This window comes from Roseburia intestinalis L1-82, assembly GCF_900537995.1.
GTDB lineage: Bacteria > Bacillota > Clostridia > Lachnospirales > Lachnospiraceae > Roseburia > Roseburia intestinalis.
This window is the reverse complement of record NZ_LR027880.1, coordinates 2,194,832-2,220,101: the sequence shown is the minus strand read 5'-3', so window position 1 is coordinate 2,220,101 and position 25,270 is coordinate 2,194,832. Positions and strand designations below refer to the sequence as shown.

General features: G+C 43.4%; 18 protein-coding genes and 1 pseudogene. All 19 read left to right on the top strand.

The window, feature by feature from the left end; genetic code table 11:
• Position 1: 1 nt before the first annotated feature.
• The 19 genes and pseudogenes from RIL182_RS10345 (at position 2) to RIL182_RS10260 (ending at position 24,951) form a co-directional block, all read left to right on the top strand.
• Positions 2–2,692, top strand: coding sequence for a CD1108 family mobile element protein (locus tag RIL182_RS10345; protein WP_006859506.1), 2,691 nt, complete (start codon positions 2–4; stop codon positions 2,690–2,692).
• Between the two features lie 18 nt (positions 2,693–2,710).
• Positions 2,711–2,974: a DUF4315 family protein gene (locus RIL182_RS10340; protein WP_006859507.1), complete on the top strand. Its 264-nt coding sequence runs from the start codon at positions 2,711–2,713 to the stop codon at positions 2,972–2,974.
• Entirely contained in the window at positions 2,949–4,703 is a 1,755-nt protein-coding gene (locus RIL182_RS10335) for a CD1107 family mobile element protein (protein ID WP_134523284.1), read from the top strand. The genes RIL182_RS10340 and RIL182_RS10335 overlap by 26 nt, the downstream gene beginning before the upstream one ends.
• 2 nt (positions 4,704–4,705) lie before the next feature.
• Positions 4,706–6,823 (top strand): type IA DNA topoisomerase, encoded by a 2,118-nt coding sequence (locus RIL182_RS10330; RefSeq protein WP_134523282.1) that lies wholly within the window; start codon positions 4,706–4,708, stop codon positions 6,821–6,823.
• Positions 6,824–6,839: 16 nt separating this feature from the next.
• Positions 6,840–7,106 carry a hypothetical protein gene (locus RIL182_RS10325; protein WP_006859511.1) on the top strand — a complete coding sequence of 89 codons (267 nt, stop codon included), beginning with the start codon at positions 6,840–6,842 and terminating at the stop codon, positions 7,104–7,106.
• A 14-nt stretch (positions 7,107–7,120) separates the two neighbouring features.
• On the top strand, positions 7,121–7,255 hold the full coding sequence (locus RIL182_RS21970) for a hypothetical protein (protein ID WP_006859512.1): 135 nt from the start codon (positions 7,121–7,123) through the stop codon (positions 7,253–7,255).
• The gene (locus RIL182_RS10320) at positions 7,255–8,358 is read left to right on the top strand and encodes a DUF5688 family protein (RefSeq protein WP_006859513.1); all 1,104 of its coding nucleotides are present in this window, start codon (positions 7,255–7,257) and stop codon (positions 8,356–8,358) included. The genes RIL182_RS21970 and RIL182_RS10320 overlap by 1 nt, the downstream gene beginning before the upstream one ends.
• A gap of 12 nt (positions 8,359–8,370) precedes the next feature.
• Positions 8,371–8,706: a helix-turn-helix domain-containing protein gene (locus RIL182_RS10315; protein ID WP_006859514.1), complete on the top strand. Its 336-nt coding sequence runs from the start codon at positions 8,371–8,373 to the stop codon at positions 8,704–8,706.
• Between the two features lie 72 nt (positions 8,707–8,778).
• Complete coding sequence (locus RIL182_RS21240; protein ID WP_134523280.1) at positions 8,779–17,148, top strand: DEAD/DEAH box helicase family protein; 8,370 nt, start codon at positions 8,779–8,781, stop codon at positions 17,146–17,148.
• Positions 17,149–17,157: 9 nt separating this feature from the next.
• A complete protein-coding gene (locus tag RIL182_RS10305) occupies positions 17,158–17,991 on the top strand; it encodes a DUF6674 family protein (RefSeq protein ID WP_006856820.1) in 834 nt (277 codons plus the stop codon).
• A 329-nt stretch (positions 17,992–18,320) separates the two neighbouring features.
• On the top strand, positions 18,321–19,625 hold the full coding sequence (locus RIL182_RS10300; protein WP_015516100.1) for an IS30 family transposase: 1,305 nt from the start codon (positions 18,321–18,323) through the stop codon (positions 19,623–19,625).
• A gap of 387 nt (positions 19,626–20,012) precedes the next feature.
• Positions 20,013–20,723 (top strand): LytR/AlgR family response regulator transcription factor, encoded by a 711-nt coding sequence (locus RIL182_RS10295; protein WP_006856822.1) that lies wholly within the window; start codon positions 20,013–20,015, stop codon positions 20,721–20,723.
• Between the two features lie 4 nt (positions 20,724–20,727).
• The gene (locus RIL182_RS10290; RefSeq protein ID WP_006856823.1) at positions 20,728–22,047 is read left to right on the top strand and encodes a sensor histidine kinase; all 1,320 of its coding nucleotides are present in this window, start codon (positions 20,728–20,730) and stop codon (positions 22,045–22,047) included.
• Between the two features lie 72 nt (positions 22,048–22,119).
• On the top strand, positions 22,120–22,626 hold the full coding sequence (locus RIL182_RS10285) for a hypothetical protein (RefSeq protein ID WP_044998913.1): 507 nt from the start codon (positions 22,120–22,122) through the stop codon (positions 22,624–22,626).
• A gap of 125 nt (positions 22,627–22,751) precedes the next feature.
• A pseudogene (locus tag RIL182_RS22155) lies at positions 22,752–22,865 on the top strand (ACT domain-containing protein); the annotation flags it as partial.
• A 77-nt stretch (positions 22,866–22,942) separates the two neighbouring features.
• On the top strand, positions 22,943–23,284 hold the full coding sequence (locus RIL182_RS10275; RefSeq protein WP_006856824.1) for a transposase: 342 nt from the start codon (positions 22,943–22,945) through the stop codon (positions 23,282–23,284).
• Positions 23,284–24,189 carry an IS3 family transposase gene (locus RIL182_RS10270; protein ID WP_006856825.1) on the top strand — a complete coding sequence of 302 codons (906 nt, stop codon included), beginning with the start codon at positions 23,284–23,286 and terminating at the stop codon, positions 24,187–24,189. Before RIL182_RS10275 ends, RIL182_RS10270 begins: the two co-directional genes overlap by 1 nt.
• Positions 24,190–24,225: 36 nt before the next feature.
• Positions 24,226–24,342, top strand: a complete 117-nt coding sequence (locus RIL182_RS22295) for an ACT domain-containing protein (protein WP_197730454.1) — start codon at positions 24,226–24,228, stop codon at positions 24,340–24,342.
• 105 nt (positions 24,343–24,447) lie between these two features.
• Complete coding sequence (locus RIL182_RS10260) at positions 24,448–24,951, top strand: winged helix-turn-helix domain-containing protein (RefSeq protein ID WP_006856826.1); 504 nt, start codon at positions 24,448–24,450, stop codon at positions 24,949–24,951.
• The last annotated feature ends 319 nt before the right edge of the window (positions 24,952–25,270 follow it).

Below are 25,270 nucleotides of genomic sequence, written 5' to 3'. Positions count from 1 at the left end.
AATGGCAGAAAAAAGACAGAAGAAGCAGGCAGTAAAGGCATTTGAAAAAGAGACATTTTCCAAGGATAAGGAAGTGACTGGAGCAAAACACACAGAACACAGGCAGGATAACACCTTTCCTACGGAAAATCATTTTCATGCCAATGAGAAGCCTGTGAGCAATCTGCCACGGGATGCGAACCATGGCAGTGATACAAAAAATGTAACTTCTGGTCACAATGTCCAAAAGTCGGAAACTGGAGCAGAGAGAAAAACGGGCAATAAAAAGAAATATTACCGTCAGTTGCAACAGCAACAGAACACTTCTGGTCACAATGTCCAGAAGTCAGAAGCCGATGCGGAAAAGGCATTCTTAAAGGAAAACAGTTTCATGCAGGAGGAACAGCCGGGGGATTCTGACAGCACGATGGAAAATGAGGTTCATGTCAGGGACACCTACCAACGGTCTGAGGAAAAAGGAAAATATCACAAAGGGCGTGTGCAGAGAGAACACGCACACAGAGAGCGTGCGAAGTCAGAAAATACAAAGCAGTCCGATTATGGAGATTTCCAGACAAAGGATGCCACATTTTCGCAGGGACAGGCGGAAGAATTTACCGACAAAAAAGTACAGAAGGCTTTTGATAAGTCGGAAAAGAGTCGTCAGAAGTTACAGAAAGCAAAGGACAAGATGCCGAAAAAGCGGCAGTATGAGATGAAACGTGTCTTTGATGAACAGACCGGAAAAGCAAAGTATGTGGTGGTTCCGGTGGAAGTGGAGAAGCCATTCAAGCCTGACGGACTTGGAAAAGCTGCGGTTCACAAACTCCAGACCGAAAATATGTATTTTGTGCATCGAAAGATTGCAGAGACAGAAAAGGATAATTCTGCTGTGGAGGGTGCACATAAGACAGAACAGCGTGCAGAAGATGTTTACCATTACATGAAATATCACCGCAAGAGCAAGGCACAGAGAAAGCGTGACCGATTAGAGCGATTGCAGAAAAAACAGGTCACAGCGGATATGAAGCTGGAGTATGAGAAATTCATCAGTGAAAATCCACATCTAAAGGGCAACAGTCCAAAGAAGCAGTTGCAAAGGCAGCTACAGAAACAGCGTATCAAGCGTGAGTATGCCAAGGCAAGGCGGGCAGGAGCAGAAGCCAAGACTGCAAAGGAAACATTTACAAAGACAGCCAATGCTGCAACCGGCATTGCAAAGAAGTTACAGGAGATTGCCACAAAAAATAAAACACTGATTATCACAGTGGGTATTTTTGCTCTTCTGCTTATTATGATCATGTCGGCATTATCAAGCTGCGGTTCCATGTTTACCGGAACTGTGACAACAACGATGGCAAGCACATATCTTAGCCTTCCGGCAGAGATTGATGCAGCAGATTTATCTTTTACAGAAAAGGAAATGGAGCTGCAAAACAAGATTGACCGGATTGAAACTGATTATCCGGGATATGATGAATACGATTATAACCTTGGTGCAATCGGGCATGATCCATATACACTGATCAGTTATCTTTCCGCAGTCCATACGGAATTTACTGCCGCAGAAATGGAGAGTGAAATTCAGGAATTATTTGATGCCATGTATTCCCTTACTACTGAGGAAGTGGAGGAGACACGGACAAGGACAGTCACAAAGACCGGAACCAGAACAGTTACAAATGCAGATGGAAGCATCAGTACCGAGGAATACGAGTATGAGGAGGAAGAAGAATATATCGTAACAATCCTTCGAGTCACTTTAACGGTCACACCTCTTGAGAGCATTGTTGCCGGACGTATGGATACGGAACAGGCAGAAATCTTTGCCGCCTACACGGAGACAAAAGGCGGGTTACAGGTATTTGGAACACCCGTGGATTACTACTGGTACTACTATATCAGCAGTTATTATGGCTACCGGAAAAATCCAAACACAGGAGACGAGGAGATTCACAGGGGTGTGGATATAGCAGTACCGACTGGAACCATGGTACATGCAGCACATGATGGAACGGTTATGGAAGCAGCTTACGATTCCTATTATGGGAATTATGTGGTGATTACGGACAGTAAGGGATATACCACAAAATATGCCCACATGGACAGCTTAAATGTGTCCGCAGGGCAGAGTGTAAAAAAAGGTGACAATATAGGTAAAAGCGGAAATACAGGAAGCAGTACCGGAAGCCACCTTCATATCGAGTGCTTGTATAACGGGGAGTATTATAACCCGTTATTTTATTTTGAAGCAGGAGAACAGACCATTTATGGAGAAACACCGGGCGGCACCGGAGGAGGAACCGGCAATGTGATACCACCGGAATCTTATGATGATGCAACCGTACAGACGCTTATGCGGGAAGCAAACAGGTATCTGGGAATGCCATACACCTTTGGAGGAACAGCTCCGGCAAGTTTTGATTGTTCTGGCTTTGTATGTTGGGTATTTACAAACAGCGGCGTACATAACCTGCCAAGAACCACCGCACAGGGCATTTATGACCAGTGTACTCCGGTATCAGCGGCAGACGCAAAGGCAGGGGATATTATCTTTTTTACCGGAACTTATAATGCGGGACGTCCGGTTACACACGTTGGCATTTACTGCGGAAACGGTACGATGGTGCATTGTGGCGATCCAATCCAGTACACCTCAATCAATACCTCTTACTGGCAGAGCCATTTTTATGGTTTTGGAAGATTGAATTAGCGAAGGGAGGAATTATTTTTGTCAGTAGAGCGAATCAATTCACAGCTTAAAAAGGTCAGGGAGCAGATAGCACAGCTACAGGCAAAGGAAAAAGACCTTGCAGAGCAGAAACAGATGGCGGAGGATGCCGAAGCCATGAAGATCATTCGGAAATATAAAATCTCATCCGAGCGATTGCAGATGCTTAATAAGCTCAGTGAGGATGAAGTCAGAAATCTATTACAGAAACGGGAACAGGAAAAGGAGGATTCGACTAATGAAAAACAGGAGATTATCGGCTAGGGCAGTGGTGTCCCTTATGCTATCGGCAATACTTTTTTGTATGCCGATTGGGGCATTTTTTGCCAACAGGGCAAATACTGTGGAGGTTCATGCGGAGGATACCGCAGAGCAGAAAACAGAGAGTGCGGCAGAAGAAGGCAGTGCAGAAAGCACAGCGTCCGGCACTGATAACAAGGACAGTTCCGGTAGTGGAGAAAATCATACAGAGCAGTCCACGGAGAATACAACAGAAAATTCCACAGAAGGCACAACTGAGGAGACACAGCCTGCCGCAAAATGCACCTGCAAGGAAAAATGCAGTCAGTATGCAGTAAATGAAGATTGTGAGGTGTGTGCAAAGGATTACAAGGAATGTGCCTATATCAATCCGAGTGTAAAAATCACAATCAATACACCGTCTGGATGGCATAATGATACCACTAAGGTAACTGTCAAGGTGGAAGATACGATAGTTTCCGGTAATTTTACCATTCAGACAGTAAAGGCAAAAGTCGGACAGAATGGAAGCTGGACGGACATTACCGAGGATATGCACATAGAGATTTCCGAGAACAGCACCATTTATGTGCAGGTCACAGACCAGAAGGGCAAGACCTACGAGAAAAACCGCTACATCAAGTGCTTTGATTTTACAAAGCCTACCTTAAATGCGGCAGTCAGCGACGGTCTTTTGAGCATTCAGGCACATGATACGGATTCCGGTATCAAGGCAATCTATGTCAATGGCTATGAGTTTACAGAGCATACGAATGGAGCCTTGAATATCCGTCTGCAACAGTTCGATGCAGGGTATCAGTATTTCACGATTTCTGCCATGGATAATGCAGGAAATACCTCTGAAATCTATAAAACAGCCAATCCGTATTACACCGATCCGGAGAATAAGGACAGCAGTGAAAAAGATCCGGCACAGCAGCTTCCGGTGGATGCGTCTGCAACCAAGCCAAGCTCTGCAACCGCACAGGTTACGGAGCATACGAAAACGGATGTGAATGGAAATACAGTTTCCCAGACAGGCAGTGGAACAACTTCAAGCAGTTCCGCAACAGCAAAGCAATCTCCAAGTACGGGAGATATTTCTAAGGATGCAGACCAGAGCAGTGACAGCCAGACCACAGAAAAAGGCAAGGAATTTTACACAATCCAGACTGCATCAGAAAAGGTATTTTATCTTGTGATTGATCGTGATGGGGAAGATGAAAAGGTGTATTTCCTTACAGAAGTCAGTGAAAACGACCTGCTGAATACCACAGCGGATAACAGCGAGACACTTCCGAAAAATTCAGCGGCATTGGAATCTGCAATCCCTACCAAAGACAGCGCATTATCAAACAATAATGCTGATACCACAGGAGATAAAACACAGGGAGCAGAAAGTGTTGAGGACAGCACCGAAGATAGCACGGAAGATACAAGTGAGCCGAAAGAGGATACCGCAAAAGCAGATGGTTCCGGCTTTACATATATTTTAATGGGCATTGCTGCGGTAGCTGTGATCGGAGTGGTATATGTTGTGAAATCCAAGAAGAAAAAGGAAAACTTCATTGATGAGGATGAAGATGAGGACGAGCTTGACGAGGACTACGATTATGATGACGAGGAAGAAACCGAGCAGGATTCCGACGAAGCATTCATAAATGGTGGTGATGATACAGAATCAGTAGACACAGACGAGAATGACAATGAAGATAACAACAACGAGAATGATGAAGAAAATGGGGAGGAATAGAGATGGAGCTTGTAATTGCAGAGAAGCCGAGTGTGGCACAGAGCATTGCGGCAGTTCTTGGTGCCACACAGCGTAAGGACGGATATTTGGAAGGCAATGAGTATCTGGTATCATGGTGTGTGGGACATCTGGTAGAACTGGCACAGCCGGAAAGCTATGAGGAAGCATGGAAGAAATGGAGCTATGAGAGCCTTCCAATCATTCCGCAGGAATGGCAGCATGAAGTGAAAAGTGATACAAAAGCACAGTATCAGATTTTGAAAAAGCTCATGCATGATGACAGGGTAGATGCTGTTGTGTGTGCAACCGATGCCGGAAGGGAGGGAGAATTGATTTTCCGCCTGACCTACAACATGGCAGGGTGCAGAAAACCGATGAAGCGGTTATGGATTTCTTCTATGGAGGAGAGTGCTATCCGTGACGGCTTCCATAATCTTCGCCCAGGCAGCGACTATGATAACTTGTATCATTCAGCATTATGCAGGCAGGAAGCAGACTGGCTTGTGGGTATCAATGGGACAAGACTTTTTACGGTATTATATGGCGGTAAGGCATTGAAGGTTGGCAGAGTGCAGACACCGACACTTGCCATGCTGGTGGATCGTGAAAGCAAAATCATGAATTTCAAGAAAGAAGCCTATTATATGGCTCACATCATGGGAAATGGTCTGGATGCGGTATCAGAGCATATCAGTGATAAAACGGAAGCAGAGAGGATTGCAGGAGCCTGTGAAAACGGACAGGCTCTTGTCACTTCCGTGGTAAAGGAAGAAAAGTGGGTAGCACCGCCGAAGCTCTATGACCTTACAACACTTCAGAGGGATGCAAACCGTCTGTTTGGTTTTACTGCCAAGCAGACATTGGAATATACGCAGAGCCTTTATGAGAAAAAGTTAGTGACTTATCCAAGAACAGACAGCCAGTATCTTTCCGATGACATGGAAGGTACTGCAAAAAATGTGATCGAAGCGATTTTCAATTCTCTGTTATTTGAGCAGAATATCATGTTCAATCCAGATATTAAAAGAATTTTGAACAGCAAGAAAGTGACGGACCACCACGCAATCATTCCTACCATGGAGATCATCAAGCAGGACTTAAAGGCAATCCCGGAGAGCGAAATGAAGATACTTTCCCTTTGTGCAAACCGTCTGCTGTGTGCGACCGGGGAGAAGCATATTTATAATTCCACAAAGGCAGTGATTACCTGCAACAATACTGTATTTAAGGTATCTGGCAAGGAAGTGTGGAAAAATGGATGGAAGGAATTTGAGGATTTCTTCAAAAATTCCTATAAAACCGCAGAGGATAAATCGGATGCAGAGGAAGAAAAGAAACTGCCGGAGCTTCATGAGGGCATGATGATTGCAGTGGAGCAGACAAAGGTTTCCGAGCATTTCACACAGCCGCCAAAACATTACACTGAAGATTCCCTTTTGTCTGCAATGGAACGAGCCGGAAACGAGGACATGACTGACGATGTGGAGCGCAAAGGACTCGGTACACCTGCCACCAGAGCAGACATTATAGAGAAGTTAGTCAAGGACGGTTTCGTGAAGCGTGAGAAAAAGCAGATCATACCGACAGAGGATGGAATGAAGCTGATTACGGTGCTTCCCGATGTGGTAAAGTCACCGAAACTTACCGCTGATTGGGAAAATGCCCTTACCCTTGTTGCAAAGGGAGAGATGGAGCGTGAGGACTTTATGGCAGATATTGAAACAATGGTATCTGACTTAATCCACACCTACCACGAAGTCAGTGACGAGCAGAAAAAGATGTTCGCACAGGAGCAGAAGGTACTTGGTAAATGTCCGAACTGCGGCGGAGAGGTGGTAAAGGGAAAATACGGAGCTTTCTGCAAGAATAAGTGCGGCATGAATGTAAGCCGGATCATGGGCGTTTCCCTGTCAGATGAACAGGTGGAAAGCCTGCTTGACGGGAAAAAGACGTTGCTAAAGGGGCTTACAAGCAAGGCGGGCAAGAAATACGATGCCTATATCATTCCGAGCGGTACGGAAGAATACCACTACACAAAGGACGGAGAAGAAAAGTCCGGAGTGCAGTTTAAGTTTGTCATGGAGTTTCCCAATAAGAAATTCACAGGAAAGAAAAAATAAAAGGAGGATGTAACAAATGGGAGCAGAAGAAACAAAGAAAATACAGGACAATGAGAGCAAGGCGGACAAGTTTGTCCGTCTTGGGGAGTATCGTGTGAACAAGGTCATTGATGCAATCGGCAGGCTTGAGAACCTTTCCAACCGCACCAATTATGAGTATACACAGGAGCAGGTGGAAGCCATGTTTTCCATTATGGAAAAAAGGCTTTTGGAAGTCAAAGGCAGATTTGCCCCGAAAAAGGAAAAAGAAGATACGTTTTCATTTGGAAGAAAAGCAGAATAGGGAGGAAAGTCAGAATGAAGCAGTTAGAAAAAGAAATCAATGTAACAAGCCAGAGAAACATGATGAAGAGGTACCAGATGTATGGTGCCACAGTATCAAAGCTGACAGAGAAATCACAGAATGACACCAAGAAGGGAGAGAGAAAGTAATGGAATATAGAGATTTTGTAGAACAGGTAAAAGAACAGATACAGGATTTCCTTCCTGAAAAGTTTGCAGATGCTGCAGTTGAGGTCAATCAGATTGTAAAGAATAATGACTGTGTTCTGGACGGTCTGATGGTAAGAACAGAGGAAAGCAATATTGCACCTACCATTTATCTGAATCCATATTTTGAGCAGATACAGGATGGTGCTGAATTGGATGATGTGTTAGCTCAGATTGCAAGTGTGTATCAGTCACATTATATAGATCATGATATAGATGTATCGGCAGTTACCGATTTTGACAAGATTAAGGAAAAAATTGTATGTAAGCTGATCAACGAGGAAGCAAATCAGCAGTTCCTTCAGGATAAACCGTACTCCAAGTTGGAAGATTTAGCAGTTGTGTATCAGATTTTAATGGATAAAACAGGAGAAGGAACTGCGACCATTACCATTACAGATAATCTGATGGATGGATATGGAATCACACTTGAAGAACTGCATGACCAGGCGTTGCAGAATATGGATACTTTGCAGCCACATAGTTTCAAAGGAATGAATGAGACGGTTGCGGAGATGATTGCAGTTGATATTGCAAGAGAACAAAATGTGGGTATGGATGAAGCAAAAGAAATGGCAATGCAGATGATGTCGGATATTCCCGATACCATGTATGTGCTGACAAATGATACAAAAGTAAATGGGGCGGCTGCAATTTTAAACGATGATATCAGACAGGAGATCGCTGAGAAGGTAGGAGATTTTTACATGCTGCCTTCTTCAATCCATGAAACGCTGATTATACCGAAAGATGCGGGAATGGAGTTTAAAGAACTTGAGCAGATGGTACAGGAAGTAAATCAGACACAGGTGGCGCCTGGAGAACGTCTTTCGGATCATGTATATGAGTATGATGCCAAAGAACATGAACTGTTCCGCAGTGACCGGGCAGAGGAACGTGCTAAGCAGAAAGAGGAAAAAGGAGATAACCGTCATGAGCGTGTTTCAGTAAAGGAGAAGCTTGCGGAGAAGAAGGATGCTGTTATTAAAATGAATGCCGGGAAAGAGCATTCTGCACCGGAAAAGAAAAAGGAAGCCGTAATATAGGAGGAGTGGGATATGTATACAACAGGAGATAAGCTATTAAACGTGATGAAAGAGGAAGAAATCGGGATTGCGGAGCTTTCCAAAATTTCCGGTGTGCCGGAGAGAATAATCCTTGACATTATGGCAGGAGTTAAGGAGCCGGAGCTTGGTGCTATGTGCAAGATTGCAGAGGGACTGGGTATCTGTGTCCATGAACTTCGTGCGGATGAGGAGAGTTATGCGGTATCCGTTCCGAAGGATACCCTTGCCAAGCTGATTGTTGTCAGCGAGATTAACGGAGTGGAACTTGAGGAACTGATTAACTGTATTCTGGAAAAAGGTATTGAGGAGCATGGTTTTTATGCCTGATGCCGATAAGTAACTGATCACAGGCTGTAGGGTGCTTAAAGTGCCTTACAGCCTTTTTTACGGAGGTTTACCATGAGAAAATATAAATTGATTTCCGCACTGGCAGAGGAAACAGCAAAAGAAGTCGTGCGGAATGAAGAAAACTGGAGGAGATACCTAAATACTGCTTCCAGATTGTATAAATATCCATTTAAGGAACAGCTTTTAATCTATGCCCAAAGACCGGAGGCAACCGCCTGTGCTTCCATAGAGATATGGAATGAAAAGATGCACTGCTGGGTAAACAAAGGTGCAAAGGGCATTGCACTGATAGATGAGGATAGTTTTTCCGGTTTGAAGTATGTCTTTGATATTTCAGATGTGCATAAGGCAAGAAGAATCGGACAATTCCCTAACCTTTGGGAAATGCGTGAGGAACACATGGAATCGGTGATTTCCCGTCTGGAAAAGACTTATGGGGATACCGACAGGGAAGCCGGGTTTGTGGGACGTATCCGGGAGATTGCCGGACGGATTGCAGAGGACTGTTATAAAGAGCTTGCTTCAGATATGGAATACTTAAAGGAAGGGAGCTTTTTAGAGGAACTGGACGAGCTGAACGTGGAAATAAGGATACGGGAAACCCTTGCCGACAGCATTGCCTATACTGTTTTAAAGCGTTGCGGCATGGAGGAGAGCGAGCTTGCCGAAGAAATAAACTTTCCTTATATCCATGAGTTTAACACAGTGGAAACACTGTCACAGCTTGGCAGCAATGTGTCTGATTTATCCAAGCCAATCCTTATGGAAATTGGAAAAGCAATCGGAGCGTATGACAGGCAGATTGCCCAAAATCGGGAAGAAACGAGAGTAGGCAGGGAACGTATCGACACCCATGAGAAAAATATCGAAAAAGGACTTGCAAATGCATCTGAAGCAGACTATAATGCGTTAAAGCGTGAAAGCGAAAGTCAAGACGAACAATCTATCACACAGACCGGAGAAGCCGGGGAAAGGAGCAAATATGATGAATCTGACATACGAGAAGAACGGGGATTATCAGATATCGATGGTAGCAATGGACGAACAGCCGAAGGAGGTACTGACAAAGTACGGACTGATGAGGAAGAAGTTCTTACAGGAGCACAAGAACGGAGTATATACGGGACTTCTTCTGAGCGGGAAGCTGAAGGAACACTTGTTGATGATACAGGAGCAGGCAGAGGAGAGAATGGAGCTTCTGACCAGACAGATGAAGGAGAGAGAGGGGATAACGGAGCAGATGAAAGCAGAGAATCAGATGCTCTGGGTAGCGAAGATGAACAGCATCGTACACTCGGCAGAGGAGATCGTGATGACGGAACTAATCTACAGTTAAATATCGAACAGCCGGAGGGAACCTATCAGCAGTTAAGCCTGTTTCCGAGCTTTGAGGAACAGGTTGGCACAATCGCAGCAGCGGAAGCAAGTATTCAATATACCATGCCCGCTGCTTTTTCTTTGCCACAGGAGCAGATTGACAGTATCTTGCGTAGTGGCGGCGGTAGGGATAACAGCAGAAAACGTATCTATGCCAAGTATCAGCAGGGTAAGACACCGGAAGAAATGGCAGAATTTTTAAAGAACGAGTATAAGACCACCGGAAAAGGTTTTGAGTTTGACGGAAATCCTGTTTCACTGTGGTTTGATGAAATGGGTATGCGTATCGGTTACGGTACATCGGCAAAGGAAAATACCCTTGCAGTGATGAGTTGGAGCGAAGTGGAGAGCCATATCCGTGTTATGGTGGAGAATGGTACTTATATGAGTGCCAACGAAGTATTCCTTGTGGATGCGGTGGAGCGTGAGAGAATTGCTACGGACATTAACAATTTCTTCCGTGACGGAATATCGGAAATGCCGGAGAGTCTGGAGCTTAAATTTTCCAATTACCCGGCAAGCATGGAAAAGTTGTGTGAGCTTTTAGCCACAACAGAAGGCAGAGAGCTGATTAAGGATGAGCTTGAAAAGGCAAAGGCACAGCTTGACAGCGGAGAAAAGCAGATTAAATGGCGGTATGTGAAAAGACCGGATTATTTATTAGAACAGCTTGCGGATTTAGGTGTGGAAAAGAAAGAATTTCCAGCACTTGATACGGTAGAGGTAAGGAATGAGGACTTTATCACACAGGACGAGATTGATTACAGGCTGGCAGGAGGAAGCGGTTTTGAACATGGAAAATTCCGTATCTATGAGTATTTCATGGAAGGGCATGACAAGAAAGATAACATTGCTTTTCTGAAAAATGAATATGGTACGGGCGGCAGCTCCCACGCACTTCCGGGAAGTGACAGAGCGCACGAGGATCACGATGCCAAAGGTATCCGTCTGGAGAAAGGTAACTATGGCAGTCCTTACGCAAAGGTGCTTTTAAACTGGAATGTAGTAGAGAAACGTATCCGGGAGCTTGTGCAGGCAGATAAATACCTTTCGCCGGAGGGAAAGGAAGCCTATGCACAGTATAAACAGGAACAGGCAGAGAAAGCCATGCAAAAAGAACAGGCGAAGTTGGAGGGTGGTGTAACCAATCAGGAATTAGATAGAGAAACAGGAACTGTTGCTGAAGGAGAACCAAAAGCACCGGAAACCGGAAAAACAGACATAGAGCAGTTAAATAAAAGGCTGTCTGAAATGTCGGCTGTGGTTAAAATCTGCGGAGCATTAGACCGGAAAGATGTGGTTGGCTGGAACGAGAAAACACAGGCAGTCACGATTGCTGACGATGAGCGAGCTTTGGAGGGAAAAGAGGTCTATGATTTCCTTTTTGCAGAAGCGGCAGACTATGTAATGATGCAGACAATCAGCGGCGAAACAGAAAAAGCTCTGGAGATGGACGGTCTGTTAAAGGATGCCGGACAGTATGCGGCACATTATGAGGGCGAGCCTGCCATAGAGCAGACAGAAGAACCGCCTTTGACTGCGGATGATGTTCAAAACCTTGTATTGATAGACCGGGAATATATCAGAGGTACACGAACAACAGTCTATGATTTTGAGTGTGATATTCGTGGGGAACATGATAAGCTGCAATATACGCTTGGATACCATGATGACGGAGAAGGCTTTACCATTCATACGGAGAAGGATGATATTTGGGAACGTATGCCGGAGCCTGAACTGGCACGATTGGAGGGCATTCTTGTCAGGGAAGCATTATATTTTAAGTACCATGATAAAATAGCCGGGGCAAAGAGCCTTGAGGACATGGAGGAGATTCGCTTCAGCATTATGGAAGAAGAATCTCCTTATTTTTCTGCTGTTTCCCAAAGAATATGGGGTGAATATGAACAGAAAAATGAAGAATTGTCCAATCCAATGCAAGAGAGTGAAGTGATTGCCGAACCAGAGCCGCAGAATGAAGCAGAAGCGCCAAAGGAACAGCCACAGATTGACAAATCGGGTGCAGTCAACTTCCACATTGCTCCGGAAACAGAGAAAAGTGACGGGAAAGGCTTTGCGGCAAAAGAAAAATTCCGTCAGAATGTGGAAGCAATCAGAACGCTTGAAAAGATTGAGGGCGAAAACCGTATTGCCACGCCAGAAGAACAGGAGATTTTAGCAAAATATGTGGGCTGGGGTGGTCTTGCTGATGCCTTTGATGAAACCAAAACGAATTGGGCAAGTGAATATCAGGAATTAAAGAGCCTGTTGTCAGCCGAGGAATACGATTCAGCAAGGGAAAGTACCTTAAATGCCCACTATACAAGCCCTGTGATCATCAAGGCTATTTATGATGCGATGGAACGAATGGGCTTTTCCAAAGGTAACATCTTGGAGCCGGCAATGGGTATCGGTAACTTTTTCGGTATGTTGCCGGAAAAAATGCAGGAGAGCAGGCTTTATGGTGTGGAGCTTGATGGAATTACCGGAAGAATTGCAAGGCAGCTATACCCGAATGCCGATGTGAAGATCACTGGCTTTGAAAAGACGGATTATCCCAATGATTTCTTTGATGTGGCAATCGGAAACGTGCCATTCGGTCAGTACAAGGTGGCAGACAGAGCCTACGATAAGCATAACTTCCTCATACATGATTACTTTTTCGCCAAAGCCTTAGATAAGGTCAGACCGGGCGGCGTGGTGGCATTTGTCACCTCAAAGGGAACAATGGATAAGAAAAGCCCGGAAGTCAGAAAGTACCTTGCGCAGAGAGCGGAGCTTCTTGGAGCGATCAGGCTTCCCAACACAGCCTTTAAGGAAAATGCAGGGACGGAGGTTACTTCGGACATTCTTTTCTTAAAGAAGCGTGACAGGGTAATCGACATCGAGCCGGATTGGGTGCATCTTTGTGAAAATGAAGATGGCATAGCCATGAACCAGTATTTTGCAGACCACCCGGAAATGATCATGGGAAAAATGGAAATGGTCAGCGGGCAGTTTGGCATGGAAGCCACCTGTACACCGGATACCACCATTTCATTATCCAAGCAGCTTGAAAAGGCTATATCCCATATCGAGGGCAGCATTGACGAGGTAGAGTTCGATGAGCTTGATGATGAGCTGGCAAGAGAAGCAATCCCCGCCGATCCAGGCGTGAAGAATTACAGTTACACTATCGTGGACGAGAGGGTGTATTACCGGGAAAATTCCATTATGAAGCCTGTGGACGTATCAGAAACGATGGAGCAGCGCATGAAAGGCATGGTGCAGATTCGTGACTGTACACAGGAGCTGATTGACTATCAGTTGAACGAATATCCGGAAGATATGATTAAGAGCAAGCAGGCAGAGCTTAATGAGCTGTATGATGCGTTTTCCAAGAAATACGGTCTGATCAATTCACAGACCAATAAGAGAGCGTTTAATCAGGATTCAAGCTATTGTCTGCTTTGTTCATTGGAGAAATTAGACGATGAGGGCAACTTCAAAGGCAAGGCTGATATGTTTTCCAAGCGAACCATTAAAAAGGCAGAGGTTGTTACAAGCGTGGATACCGCAAGTGAAGCACTGGCGGTGTCATTAGGGGAAAGGGCAAGGGTAGACCTAGCCTATATGTCGGAGCTTACGGGAAAAAGCGAGGAAGAAGTGGCAAAGGAGCTTGCCAGAGTGATCTTCCAGAACCCGGTCACAGAAAAGTGGGAAACCGCAGACGAGTATTTAAGCGGAAATGTCAGGGAGAAGCTGGCAACCGCAAGGGTATTTGCAGAGAACCGTCCAGAGTTTGCAATCAATGTCACAGCTCTTGAGGGCGTTCAGCCCAAGGAGCTTGATGCAAGCGAGATTGAGGTGCGTATCGGTGCCACATGGATTGAGCCTAAGTACATCGAGGATTTCATGCGGGAAACCTTTGAAACACCGGATTACCTCTTTGACCGTAACCTTGTCGGGGTGCAGTATTCCGATGTGACAGGACAGTGGAACGTAAAGGGCAAAAATGCGGATCGTGGCAATTCACTTGTCAATATGACCTACGGAACGAGCCGGGCAAATGCCTACCGTATTCTGGAGGATTCCTTAAACCTTCGTGATACCCGTATCTTTGATACGATAGAGGAAGATGGGAAGGAAAAGAGAGTTCTTAACAAAAAGGAGACCATGCTTGCCAGCCAGAAACAGGAAGCCATAAGGGAAGCCTTTAAGGACTGGGTATTTCGTGATCCGGAGCGCAGACAGACCTTGTGTGCCAAGTACAATGAGCTTTTCAATTCCACCAGACCGAGAGAGTATGACGGTTCCCACCTAAAGTTTCCGGGCATGACACCGGACATTACATTAAGACCGCATCAGCTTAATGCGGTGGCACACCAGCTTTACGGCGATAATACCCTGCTTGCCCATTGTGTGGGTGCGGGTAAGACCTTTGAAATGATTGCTGCAGCAATGGAGAGCAAGCGGTTAGGGCTTTGCCAAAAGAGCTTATTTGTTGTACCGAACCATTTAACAGAGCAGTGGGCGAGTGATTTCCTGCGCCTGTATCCGGGTGCAAATATTTTAGCTGCTACAAAGAAAGATTTTGAGCCTGCCAACCGTAAAAAGTTCTGTTCCCGTATTGCAACGGGAGATTATGATGCGGTCATCATCGGGCATACGCAGTTTGAAAAGATACCGCTTTCAATGGAAAGACAGGCTGCCATGATTGAGCGGCAGATAACGGAAATAGAAATGGCAATCGAAGCGGTCAAGGCGGAAAAGGGAGAGCGTTACACCATTAAGCAGATGGAAAAAACAAAAAAATCATTAGACGCAAGGCTGAGCCGATTGAACGATACTTCCCGCAAGGACAATGTAGTAACCTTTGAACAGCTTGGTGTTGACAGGCTGTTCGTAGATGAGAGCCACAATTATAAGAACCTTTTCTTATACACCAAGATGCGGAACGTGGCGGGCATTGCACAGACAGAAGCACAGAAGTCCTCGGATATGTTTGCAAAGTGTCAGTACATGGACGAGCTGACAGGCGGCAAGGGCATTATCTTTGCCACAGGTACACCGATTTCCAACAGTATGACGGAGCTTTATACGAATATGCGCTATCTGCAATACAGTACGCTCCAGAAACTTGGTCTTGGCAATTTCGACAGTTGGGCGGCTACTTTCGGAGAAACGCAGACAGCCATAGAGCTTGCACCGGAGGGAACCGGATACCGGGCAAAGACAAGGTTTGCCAAGTTCTTCAATCTGCCCGAGCTGATTTCACTTTTCAAGGAAAGTGCAGATATTCAGACACCGGATATGCTAAAACTGCCTGTACCGGAAGCAGAGTATGAAAATGTGGTGTTAAAGCCGAGTGAGTATCAGAAAGAAATGGTACAGTCCCTTGCGGATCGTGCGGAGGCTGTTCGTGATAGGAAGGTAGAGCCACACGTTGACAATATGCTCAAAATCACCAATGACGGTAGAAAACTTGCATTAGACCAGCGTTTAATCAACGATATGCTTCCCGATGAGGATAATTCTAAATCCACCACCTGTGTGGACAAGGCATTTGAGATATGGGAGGAAACAAAGGAACAGAAGTCGGCACAGCTTATCTTCTGTGACTTATCGACACCGAAAGGAGATGGTACATTCAATGTTTATGAGGACATTTGCAACAAGCTGAAAGAAAAGGGTGTCCCACCGGAAGAAATCGCATTTATCCATGATGCCAATACGGAGAAAAGAAAAGCGGAGCTGTTTGCAAAGGTAAGAAGCGGACAGGTTCGTTTTTTGTTGGGTTCTACTGCCAAAATGGGAGCCGGAACCAACGTACAGGACAGACTGATTGCATTACATCATCTGGATGTGCCCTGGCGTCCGTCTGACATTGAACAGCAGGAAGGTCGTATTTTACGACAGGGCAATATGAATGATAAGGTCAAGATTTTCCGGTATGTGACGGAAGGCACCTTCGACAGCTATTCATGGCAGCTCATTGAGAACAAGCAGAAGTTTATCGGGCAGATCATGACGAGCAAGTCCCCGGTGCGTTCCTGTGAGGACATTGACGAAGCGGCGCTCTCTTATGCAGAGGTCAAAGCACTTGCAACCGGAAACCCTTACATTAAGGAGAAGATGGATTTGGATATACAGGTTTCAAAGCTGAAGCTCTTAAAGGCAAACCACACAAGCCAGCGTTACCGTCTGGAGGACAATATCGCAAAGCATTACCCGATGCAGATCACAGCCTTAAAAGAAAGGCTTGAGGGATACCGGGCGGACATTCAGACCTATGCGGCGCATAAGCCTGTGGATAAGGACGCTTTTTCCATGAAGATAGGAAACCGTACCTATACGGACAAAAAGGAAGCGGGTGCGGCGTTGATTGATATGTGCCGGAGTGCCAAACAGCCAAACATGGCGGTCACAATCGGAGAATATCAGGGCTTTAAGATGAGCGTGTCTTTTGACTCGTTCTTCTCCAAGTTTACGATCAGCTTAAAAGGAAGTCTGAGCCATGAGGTGGAAATCGGAGCCGATCCACTTGGAAATCTGCAAAGACTGTCCAATGCGTTAGAGGGAATGACCGGGAAAATGGCAGACGTGGAGCAGAAGCTTTCTAACGTGGAACATCAGCTCGAAACTGCAAAGGTGGAAGTTACAAAACCTTTTGCGCAGGAGCAGGAACTGGCGGAGAAGCTAGAACGCCTTGCAGAGTTAAATGCGCTTCTGAATATGGACGAAAAGGGCGATAATGCACTGGATATGGGCGATGATGAGCCGGAGGACGAAAACGGAGAGCAGAGCGCACAGACGCAGGAAAGTGAGCCGAACAGGGCAGAAGATATACAGGCGGTGGCAGAGGAACCGTTAAAGCCTGTTGCAAGTTTCCTGATGTCGGAGCGTATCGCAGAGCATGACAAGGAACGGATGTTAGCAGACGGTTCCAGAGGGCGGGTATCCGTCAAGGAGAAACTTGCCGAGATGAAGCAGAAAATTTCCGATCAGAAGATGCCGGAGAAACCGGAGACTGTAAAGAGCAAAGGAAAAGAAGAAAGTTTATAGGAGGGTGCTATGGAAGCAAACGAACCAAAGAAAGAACAGAACACAGAGGAAATGGACGTTATGAAGCAGTTCATGGAGCTTTTGGGACAGCAGGGCATGAAAGAGCAGTCACAGGACTTTATGGAGGTCTTGCAGTATATCGCCGGGATGCAGTTACAGCTTTCCGCTATGGTGGACGAACTGCAAGGAGTACGGAAGCAGCTTGAAAGGATGCAGGAGAGCCAGCCGAAAGCAGCGGAAAGTCAGCTTTTGGATAAGGTGTCATACCTTCAGGAGAAGGTAAGCAGTCTTGCAGAACGCTTATCGGAATTGAAAGACCATTTGATTGACACCGCAGCACAGGCAGTAACCGCCTTTAAGGAAAAGGGAAGGGAGGAAATGAACAGGGTTCTTCAGAAAGGAATTTCCGGTGTGCAGTCGGTGCTTTCCGGATGCCGGGAGAAGATGGTTGATGTGCTTACCAGTTATGAAAAGACCGCCAACCAGATAGACAGTATCGGGGACGAGTTCAAGCAGATAGGGAACAGCGTAGCCAACGTGGGAAGGCTCTTAACCGGAAAAGGTACAAAGGAAGTGTCGGACGAAAAAGAGGGCGTTGCCCTTACAAGGGTACTGAATATGCCTGTAAAGAAGCATATCTCAGCCTTAAAGAAACAGGTGGAGCGGATTGACGGTGCAGTAGCGAAGCTGGATAAGATCTGTGCCGGACTGGATACCGGAAAGGATAAGGAAAAAAGCAGGGTGTCCGTCAAGGAAAAGCTGTCACAGATGAAAGTGAAATCGGAACAGCAGAAGAAAGAACCGGAAAAATCAAAGACCAAGAGTCAGGAAGCAAGTTTATAAAGGTTTATGGAAAGAGCAGGTAGCAATCTATCTGCTTTTTCCTGTTATGTGGTTATCGTAAGCAGAGAAGATTAAGTGACGAGCAGAGGAAACAGGCAAGGTTGCGATGGAGAAAATCAATTCAGACGAAAACAATAGGCAAATTTAAAGTTGATAAGAATTCACCGATATACCTCAATAGTTTTTTGAAATTCCCGTGTGAGGGGGAAAGTTGATTACAAACAGAATAAATTACAGCAGTGAAAGTGACGATACAAATGCAGGAAGAGCAGAAATGTTCTTCCTGTTTTTTAACAGAACTTCAGCAGCTGGCGGGGAAAGGAGACAGTATGGCAAAGTTCTTAAATTATGAGGACCGGCTGGAGATAGAAAGCGGACTAAAGGAGCACATGACTTTCACAGAGCTTGGAGAGAAACTGGGAAGGGACAGGACTACCATCACAAAGGAGATCAGGAACTATTCCATCGAACAGGACACCGGTTATGGAAGTTACCCGCATAATACCTGCAAGTACAGAAAAGCATGTAAGAGGAAAAAAGTATGTGGGACAAATGACTGCAGGCATCCACTGGTAGCTGTCTGTAAACAGTGTGAACTCATATGCAACCGTTACTGCGAGCATTATGAAGAAGAAATATGTACCCATCGCTTTAAACCGCCATATGTATGCAACGGATGCAGTGAAGTAAAGAAGTGTACGCTGACAAAAACTGTTTACGATGCTCTGGGAGCCCAGAGGCGGGCAACGGATAAGATATCGGAATCCCGAAGCGGGATCCTTGCTACGGAAGGGGAAATCGCCAGACTCAATGAAATCCTGGTGCCGTTGGTAAAACAGGGGCAGTCTATCCATCAGATCTACCTGACACATAAGGATGAACTGATGTGCAGTGAAAAGACCCTCTACAACTACGTGGATGGATGCCTGTTTGATATCAGGAACATAGACCTGCCAAGAAAGGTAAAGTACCGTCCGAGATATAAAAAACCGGAGCTGAAAGTAGACCGTGGATGCCGTGTGGGAAGGAATTATCATGATTACGAAGTATATATGGAACAGCATCCGGACACAGCAGTGGTGCAGATGGATTCCGTGATCGGCAGCAAGGGAGGGAAAGTCCTGCTGACGATATATTTTGTAAATGTGTCACTGATGCTGGGGTTCCTGCGGGAAGCGAACACCTCAAAGTCAGTGATAGATATTTATGATGAACTGTACCACCGGCTGGGAGGGCAGGATTTTAGGAAGCTGTTTCCGGTCATCCTGACGGATAACGGAAGTGAGTTTTCCAATCCCAGGTGTATAGAGAACGGACCGGATGGAAAAGGATTTCAAAGGACGAGGATCTATTACTGCAATCCAAGTGCGCCGTACCAGAAAGCAGAGATCGAGGTGGGACATGAATTTATACGCAGGATCCTGCCGAAAGGAAGAAGCTTTGATGAACTGACGCAGGCAGACGTAGAGCTGATGATGAACCATATCAATTCCTACCGGAGAAAGAAACTGAACGGAAAAAGTCCGTATGAAGCGTTCAGCTTTTATTATGGAGAAGACCTGGCGGAGAGGCTTAGATGCCACGAGGTTGCAGCCAAAGACATCAACCTCACCGCAAGACTTCTCAAAAAGTAACCAGAAGACAGAATAAAGCACAGACCGCCGGCTGAAATAGGAACAGCAGAAGACGTGAATTATGGCTTGCAAAATTTGTAAGCCAAAACTGACGTCCGGTTTTTGTGCAAAAAAATACTCTGCCATAAGGTGATTATATCATAAAAGCAAGGGAAAAAACGGGAAAGTCATTACAAAAGTGGAAAGTCGGGTACAAAATTTGCAGGTCGCTTTCAAAATGTGAAACTCGTTTACAAAACGGGAATCTCGGATGACTATTGAACTTCACCGATATATTTATTAGACTATTCAGCATTACACATCATTACAGTTACATTTCAAAGCATTATAATTGTTTCACTTGAGGATAGATGCTAAAATAAATTTTTTAAGGAAAGAGGTGGTCGTGTGATTAACATAGCAATTTGTGATGATGAAAAATACATATTAGATAAAATCAAAAAGCTGGTATTTGATTTTTTTCATAGAAAAAACGTAGAAATAACTGTTTCACAATTCGGGAGTGGTGAGGAATTACTGAGACACAACAAAAATATAGATATTCTGTTCTTAGATATTCAAATGGATGGAATAGATGGGATGGAAACTGCAAGGAAGATGCGTAGTCAAAATTATAAAGGATACCTAATTTTTATAACAGTTCTAAAGGAAATGGTGTTTCAATCCTTTGAAGTCCAGGCATATGATTATCTGGTAAAACCGATTGAAGAAGAATGCTTTGAAAAAACGATGGAGAGATTATTTTCTGCTATGCAAAATGCAAAAGACGCAAGTTTGCTTGTCCAAAAGGGATACGAGAGTAATATTATTGCCTTTGATGACATTGTTTTTTGTGAAATTATAGACAGAAAAATATATCTGCATCTAAAAACGGAGGAAGTTATTGATTACTATGACAGAATTGAAAATCTTGAAACAAAACTAGATGGGAGATTTTTTAAATGCCATAGAAGTTATTTAATTAATTTGAGCCATCTGAAAAGTTATAAAAATGGGATGGCGTATATGATAAATGACAAACAGATACCTGTATCACGCTTACGGAGCAAGGAATTTTCAAGTGTTGTTTTGAAATATATGAAGGAACGGAGAGTGTGAAAGAATGGATGGATTAGATATTTTCAATGTATATATTATGGGAAGCATTGAAATGTTGACGGTTTTTCATTTCTTTACCAGATTTCTTAAGAAAAAGGTAAAGTTTATTTATTATATATTGTTTGCCTTTCTTGGAATGACGATTATGATGTTTTTTCCAACCGGCAGTATTATGGAATTATTGGTATATGTTCTGCTGTTGATGGCAGGAGGATTTTTTATATGTAGAACATACAATATATTTGTCGGGTTATATGCAGTTGTAATGATTGAAATAATGCACTTATGCTATGGAGTTTTTAATTCGATTTCGTGTATTTTATCTCCCTTGTTTTTTCAGGAAAATCCTAAAGCGGTTAGCGTTTTATTTATGGTAATGAGCAGTATTTTAGCTCTTGTTACATCTGTTTTGTGTTATCAGGTCATAAATAAAAATTTTTCATATGATGAAAACGTTGGGGCAAAATATGTTCTTCTGATTTTAATACCGACTTTAGTGATTTTTTTGGTAAGTGAATATATTAGTTCAAATATTTATGGACATACGATTACGATACAAGCAGATGGGAGTTTACCTAGCATAAGTCCGTTTCCATTACTGTTTATACAGATATTGGGGATAGCCAGTCTGTTTTGCATCATGTTTGCGTATAAAAAATTAGTGGATAGTTTTAAATTGAGCAGAGAGCTATCTTTATTAGAACTGGAAAAACATTCTTTAAATCAGTATGTGGAAGAATCAAAAGTACGTTATGAGAAAACAAAAGCATTTCGACATGATGTGAAAAATCATATATCTATTGTCAAAGAATTGGTACAGAATGGCGATATAGATACAGCATTGCAGTATATGAGTGATATGGAAAATTTAACAGCAGATATGTCATTTCCGGTAAGTACAAATAACCCTGTACTTGATATTTTAATTGGAAATAAGTTAGGGATAGCTAAGAGCAATCAGATAGAAGTACAATGTTCATTTATTTCTCCATATCCATGTGGAATTGCTGATATTGACTTTTGTATTATTTTTTCTAATGCATTAGATAACGCTATCTCAGCTTGTAACCGAGTGCCCCATGATAATCAGAAATATATTCACATAACAGGAAAAGTGCAAGGTGATTTTCTTTTAATTGAAATAATTAATAGCCATAGTGGGAGAGGGAGCATTCGCAGTGGGACAGGACTTGCTAACATAAAAGCAGTTGCAGAAAAATATCATGGAGCAATGGAAGTAAGAATAGATGGAGATATATTTGTTTTAAGTGTTCTTTTAATCATTCCGCAACAATCAGAAAGCATTTCACAACAAATCTGTTAAAAACAGATATATGAATGACGAATAAGAGATTGTAAAAACATTATAGTGTATTAAAGAAAAGGAGGACGTTTTATGTCAATGGAAATAAGCAGTAATTATAAGGATTACAAAAATGAGTATTTAGATAGGGTACAGACAGGGCAGGATAAAGTAAAAGAAGCTTCACAAGATCAAAGGGGGGAGGATAAAAACGAAGGTATTCCCGTTCCAAAGGACGAGTATATTAGTAGCGAAAAATCTGGTAGCAAGCCAAGTGGTCTGTATCGTTTAGGGCAAGATGAAAATGGTAATCCAAAAGTAATGTATGATGATCCTAAGAGAGTCGCAAAGGCGAAAGATGTTCAACCAAAGGAGGAGCCAGCGAAAAAGGCAGAGAAATGTACGACAAATACAGATAATGTTGACAGAGAGATTGAGAAACTCAAGGAGGAAAAGGAACAGCTTGAACAGCAGATAAAGGCTGCGGCGGGGGACAAAGAAAAGGTTAAGGTATTGGAGAAAAAGCTGGCTCAGATTGAGGGGGAGTTAAGCCATAAAGATAATGATACATACAGGAGAAAGAATGCAGTAATTTCTTAAACAAATTATGAATATGAGTGGGTGAATAAGAGGGAAAGGCTTTATTCACTCCTTTTGCAAAAGGAAAGAAGTTCAGATTAAGAGTAATTGCAGAAAAGGATTTCGATTCTATATCTCAAGGAGGACAGAGAGATGATGAATGGAAGGCATTCAGAATACAGGGAACATTGGATTTTTCCTTAATCGGAATCCTTTTAAAAATATCTTGCCTGATGGCAGAAAATAATATAGGCATTTTTTGATGTTGTATCATAAAAGTTGACACCACATTCTCAAGGATTTTGATATAATCAATACGAGAACAGGAGAAAACATTATGGCACGAAATCAAAGAACCTATGACAACGAATACAAAGCACAGGCAGTTAAGCTTGCTCAGGAAATAGGCGGAGCCAAAGCAGCTAAAGAACTGGGCATACCAGATGGCACGATTTACTGCTGGGTAAAAGCATTTAAAGAAGGACGCCTTAGCGCTTCAGAAGCATCCCATACTCCTAAAAATGCTTTATCACTTAATGATGAGCTTATCGAACTCAGAAAACGTGTGAAAGAGCAGGATAAGGAAATCCGTCGTTTAAAGGAAGAAAATGAATTTCTTGAGGAAGCAAGTGCTTTTTTCGCAGCCAGCCGTCGGAAGTCAGCAAAAAACAGAGATTAATGTTTATTGCAATCAAAACGGATGACGGCAGGATCAAGGGTAAAAATTCTTTTTATTGCAGAGCACTTCATGTTTCCAGACAGGCATTCAATAAATATCTAAAAACAAAAGCGACTCCTTGGAAATATCAGCCGTTGGCAGATGCGATGGTTGCTATTTGCCGAGAAGATGAATGCAATGATACATATGGAAGGATCCGTATGTATCAGGCGTTGCAGCTCAAACAGCCGGAAGGAGTAGACATTCCTGGTGAGAGAACTGTTTATCGTGTCATGGAAGAAATTGGTCTTACTCATAAACCGAAGCGTAAGCCTAACGGTATTACCAAAGCAGATAAAGAAGCTCGGAAATCAGATGATTTAATTAAGCGGGACTTTTCAGCTGAGAAACCTCTCGAAAAGTGTATTACAGATATGACTGAAATAAAGGCTTCCGATGGAAAACTGTATGTTTCAGCTATCTTTGACTGCTACGATTTAGCAGTGTTAGGTCTGGCTATGGATACGAATATGAAAGCTACCCTTTGTGAACAAACCTTAGATAATGCCTATAAAGCATATCCGATGCTCCGGGGTGCCATTCTTCACAGTGACAGAGGTACACAGTATACTAGCGAGTTGTACCGTAACGCAATCAATAAATATGGCATTCTTCAAAGTATGAACAGTGCCGGTGGCAGATGCCATGACAATGCAAGATGTGAAAGTATGTGGGCACGATTCAAAGAAGAATTACTTTATGGACGCTACGACGCCACCTCAATGACTGTAGAAGAGTTAAAAACTCTTATTTGGAGATATTTTATCAGTTATTGGAATAATCGGAGAATCTGCTCTGCTAATGGTGGACTACCTCCGATGGTTAAGCGGCAACAATACTATACTTCACTACAAGAGGCAGCATAAAGTCGAACATCCTTGTGAAAAAAGTGTAAACCAATATTGACAATATCATTTGCTATATCTACGTTTAATACGGATTATGTTTTAATAAAATCAAAAAATTTTTCAAAAGCAATAGAGCTGTTGTCAAAAACAGGGTATAGAGTTGCAGAATAACAAATTGTTAAGAGGATAGCAGTTTGGAACAACCGGAAAAATAATTTCCTTTATAGCATATAGGAAAAATAAATAAGAAAGATCAAATAGCAAGTACCACATTGTTTGGTTGGATATAGGAATTATTCTTTTGTATTGACCAGAGCTTTAGCAGTAGATAAATGTAATAAGGCAGGTGATGTGTATGGGAAAATGTTAGTTCTGACATTTGAGGATAATGAGGATGCTATGATGAACCGCATACTATCGTTTATAAATACCAGAGATGAAATTACTCAGATGTCAGATTTGAATAATCATCTGTTGAATTTCAAAGGTCTTCTGATTGACGAGGTTCAACGGGTGATAATTCGGGAGAATCAGGAGATAGATCTTACCTATACCGAGTTTGAAATCTTGAAGCTTCTTGCAAAGCATTCGGGAATAGTGTTCAGCAAGGAACAGATTTATGACATTGTGTGGAAGGAATCCTATTCCGGTGATTACAACATCGTCATGAGCCATATCCGGAATATCCGGGAGAAGATAGAGGATAACCCAAGTAAGCCAATCTATATACAGACGGTATGGGGCGTCGGCTATCGTTTCAATAAAAATTTGATAGCATAGAAACAGGCAATTAAGAAACAAAATCTTGGTTGTCTTTTTTATTTGTAAAAAACATTTACAGCGACAGGTGCAGAAAGGAGACAGGAGTACATTGCAGAAATCAAAACGAATCAGGGCAGTAATAATAAAGATATAAGTGAATATCGTAATTGTGCAAGGGCAGTCAATAATGGCTGCCTTTTGTCATGCAAAAAATAAGCAGATGGAGACCAGCTATGAAAAGTCAACCATAAATTAGCAAAAAATTTCTTTTTCATATCGGTGGTAAAAAAGGGTAACTTTAATAGAGCTCCCTTAGGGTGCTTTTTCAAAATCTATC